At 33.8% G+C, this 3,562-nt stretch carries 5 protein-coding genes and 1 pseudogene; 3 read left to right on the top strand and 3 right to left on the bottom strand.

Going from position 1 to position 3,562, the window contains the following annotated elements; all coding sequences use genetic code 11:
* Positions 1-419 (bottom strand): annotated as a pseudogene (locus tag AC1MPL_RS00240) (RNA-guided endonuclease TnpB family protein); the annotation flags it as partial.
* 20 nt (positions 420-439) lie between these two features.
* Between AC1MPL_RS00240 and tnpA (AC1MPL_RS00235) the strand changes: the two are divergent.
* The 3 genes from tnpA (AC1MPL_RS00235) to AC1MPL_RS00225 all read left to right on the top strand — a co-directional run bounded on the left by tnpA (AC1MPL_RS00235) (position 440) and on the right by AC1MPL_RS00225 (position 2,479).
* Positions 440-853: an IS200/IS605 family transposase gene (gene tnpA / locus AC1MPL_RS00235; protein ID WP_479763252.1), complete on the top strand. Its 414-nt coding sequence runs from the start codon at positions 440-442 to the stop codon at positions 851-853.
* Between the two features lie 95 nt (positions 854-948).
* Complete coding sequence (locus AC1MPL_RS00230; RefSeq protein WP_479763302.1) at positions 949-1,185, top strand: hypothetical protein; 237 nt, start codon at positions 949-951, stop codon at positions 1,183-1,185.
* Between the two features lie 16 nt (positions 1,186-1,201).
* Complete coding sequence (locus tag AC1MPL_RS00225; RefSeq protein WP_479763300.1) at positions 1,202-2,479, top strand: hypothetical protein; 1,278 nt, start codon at positions 1,202-1,204, stop codon at positions 2,477-2,479.
* 113 nt (positions 2,480-2,592) lie between these two features.
* On the opposite strand, the gene AC1MPL_RS00220 is transcribed toward AC1MPL_RS00225, so the two are convergent.
* Together AC1MPL_RS00220 and tnpA (AC1MPL_RS00215) are read right to left on the bottom strand one after the other, a co-directional pair.
* Positions 2,593-3,159 (bottom strand): TetR/AcrR family transcriptional regulator, encoded by a 567-nt coding sequence (locus AC1MPL_RS00220; protein ID WP_479763298.1) that lies wholly within the window; start codon positions 3,157-3,159, stop codon positions 2,593-2,595.
* A gap of 168 nt (positions 3,160-3,327) precedes the next feature.
* Positions 3,328-3,562, bottom strand: a 235-nt coding sequence (gene tnpA, locus AC1MPL_RS00215; protein ID WP_479763297.1) for an IS200/IS605 family transposase, incomplete at its 5' end; no start/stop codon positions are given.

Here is a 3,562-nt window from a genome sequence, read left to right as displayed (position 1 = left end):
GTCTTAACTTTGTATTTTGAAAGTCCGTAGCTATCCCATAGTTTGAATTGATGTTTACCGTATTGAACATAGCCATCAGCGTACTTCACAGCAACTTTTTTGAATGGAATCCAACCGAGTGAACGTCTTGCAGATTTCTTATTACTTACACGCCAATTCAGCTTGGCTTTCTTAAACTGTTTGCGTCTTATGATGAGTTCTTCTGTCACTGCTTGAACAGTTTGGCTATGCAAGCCACACTCTTTTGATGTGCCTTTGGTGTATTTCGCAACATCATAGGCTGAGAAGAATTTCCCTGTTTTTTTGAGATGCTTAAAACACAAATCATTGACATAATTCCAAACAAAGTTCACCTCAGATGCGAGTTGGTCTAGCACCTTGCAATGTTTGTCTTTTATGCGTAATTTAAGTGTTTTCATTATTTAAATATATTTGGTCTATGAGTAATAGTCAAGAGATTAGAACAGGTCGACACTGTGTTTTTAACATGCACGTTCATTTAGTCTTCGTGGCTAAATATCGTAGAGATGTATTTTCAAAAGAAATGCTTTTAACCATGAAAGAGGTCTTTGAGCGTGTCTGTATAGACTTTGAAGCAGAGTTAGTTGAATTTGACGGTGAACATGACCATGTTCATTTACTTGTAAATTATCCACCTAAAGTTGCTATCTCTAGCCTAGTAAATAGTCTAAAAGGAGCATCTAGCCGTATTTTACGAAAGAAACACCCTGAAATTAGAAACAAATTATGGGGAAATGCCCTATGGTCGCCTAGCTATTTCGCTGCATCATGTGGTGGTGCACCTATTGGAATTATTAAACAATACATTCAACAACAGCAAACACCGCATTAGCAATCCTAGCTAATCCCCACAAGGGGGACTAGCGGATTGCAGCCTTATATCCCCGCCCTGAAGGGCGAGGTTTTACGGCTAAAGGGATAAACAAGATGAAAGCTGAAGCAGAACGCAAGGCAGAGCAAACGCGGTTGCAGGCTATTGCTGAAGCGAAGGCCGAAGAAAATCGTCAGGCTAAAGTGAAAGCAGAACGTAAGGTAGAAGAGCAGGTACGATTACGAGCTATTACTGAAGCCGAAGCAAAGCATAAAGCTGAAGCAGAACGTAAGGCAGAGCAAACACGGTTACAGGCTATTGCTGAAGCTTCAGATCAATTTAGACCTTTTTAGTTAATTTGGGGATTTTATGGACGTTACGAATGCACTTGTTGCACTGAAAGACTTATTACAAAAACTATCTGCATCACTTAATGAAGAAAAAAAACAACATATAAATTTATTAAAAGAATTAAATAGTTATATGATAAATTCGCAAGAAAATATTGAAAGCAATGTCGAAAATTTCTTAAATAATATTGAGTTTAGTAATTTAATAGATGCAACGAATCAAGCTCAAAATAATATTAAAAAACAAGAAGAAATCATTCAATTTTTATCACAAAAAATGCAAAAATTAACAACCCTGGTCGATTCATCAATCACAAAAATTGATGAACAGCACGAAAAAATGATCAATGATCTTGAGAAGAACTCAGATGATGTACGTGCAAAAATAGTAAGAACAATTTCAGCAGACTTTAAAAAAGATGTTATTTCGACACTCACACTTCAATTTGAAAGATCAATTCAAGAATCTAATGAAAATGCACTCAAAAACATTGATTTAAGTTACTCAAATCTTGTCAAAAAAGTAGAAAAAATTGAAAAAGATCATGTGATTTCTTTAAAAGATTTTCAAAATCATGTCACAGCTTTTAATACAAATATGACTAATGCAATTCGCAGAGTTTCAACAACATTTCAAGAAGTTGAAGAAGAATGTGTCAATTACACACACAAACTTGTTAAAGAAAATATGAATTTCTTAACGCAAATTGCTGAAAAATTAGATGAGCAAAAGAATAAAATCGTTGTAGAAATTGATAATAAAACATTAGAAATCATGCTTCAATTTAAAGCACAAATAGAGAATAGCAGTGACCAGTTTTCTAAAAATGTATCTGAACTAAACAATTTAATTTCAGAGTCTTATACAAATACAATCAGCTTAATGAGAAACAAAAACAAAGAGATTAATGACGAATCACAAAAGCTATTACAAGCACAACTTGATCACGCAGATAAAATAATGCTGAAAAGTAATGAAATCATCGAAGCCCAAGAGCTTGTATGCTCGAAAATGCGTAAAAAGATGAACTTCAAATTCTTTGGATCAAATGCAATATTACTGCTTGTAGTCAGCTTAATTTTACTGGTTTGCTTCAATTTCGCAGCAACATACAGATATTATGAAATGAAAAGTGCGACAGAAGCATTGATGAATGAAGCGTATAATTTAAAACAAGACAACAATCGACTATATTCAATCCGAAATTCTGCAAAAGAATTAACAAATAATTCACTTGCAGAATTAAAGAAAAAATTCCCACAACTGACCATCAGTTGCAACACACAGCCTGAATAAATAAAACAATGAGTTAAATATATAGCATATTCGGCTCTTTTTATGAGCCGAATATCAAGAGGAAGATTTATCAGTTTAGCCGTAAAAACCTGCCCTTTAAGTCAGGGAGGCTGTCAAATTCGTTGTTCATTACTTGCTGAAATAATAGAAAGAGTCATATCCCATGCATAAGTAATAGCTAAATTATCCTTAAATTGTTGTTCGCGAATGATTGATCCGTCTAATACAAGGTAAATTTGAAGAGCTATGTCATAATTAATAATATTCATATCTATTAAGATGTTATTAATTTGGTCTATTAGCCATTGCTTGTGTGATTTAGCCACATTTAAAGCGCTAGGGTTCATATGTAACTGTCCTAATGCTTTAATAAACATACAGCCAAAAAAATCATCTTGTTTAAACCACCCATTAAACCAATTGAAAATAGCTTTTAATTTCTTTAATGGTTCTTGTTCTACTGTAGAAATAGCTTTTGTAATTCCATCTCGAATAAGTAAATCCCTTTCAATTAAACACTCTGTAATAAGCAGATCTTTTGATGGGAAATACTTATAAAAAGTCATTTTTGCTACTTTTGACTCAGAGATAATAAGATCTATACCAACATTGGTATATCCAAATTGGTTGAAAAGTTCAATTGCTTTATAAAGTACTACTTTTTTCTTTTCAGGAATCATAAGTTTATCTTAAACCCTTGGGTGAAGTATTTACATTTAAATTATATGTAATATTTTATACCTATAAATATAGATGTTTTATCCCTTTAGCCGTAAAACCTCGCCCTTCAGGGCGGGGATATAAGGCTGCAATCCGCTAGTCCCCCTTGTGGGGATTAGCTAGGATTGCTAATGCGGTGTTTGCTGTTGTTGAATGTATTGTTTAATAATTCCAATAGGTGCACCACCACATGATGCAGCGAAATAGCTAGGCGACCATAGGGCATTTCCCCATAATTTGTTTCTAATTTCAGGGTGTTTCTTTCGTAAAATACGGCTAGATGCTCCTTTTAGACTATTTACTAGGCTAGAGATAGCAACTTTAGGTGGATAATTTACAAGTAAATGAACATGGTCATGTTCA

This window comes from Acinetobacter sp. N1-1, from assembly GCF_056711485.1.
The sequence above is the reverse complement of the archived record's forward strand: the minus strand, read 5'-3'. Positions and strand labels throughout refer to the sequence as shown.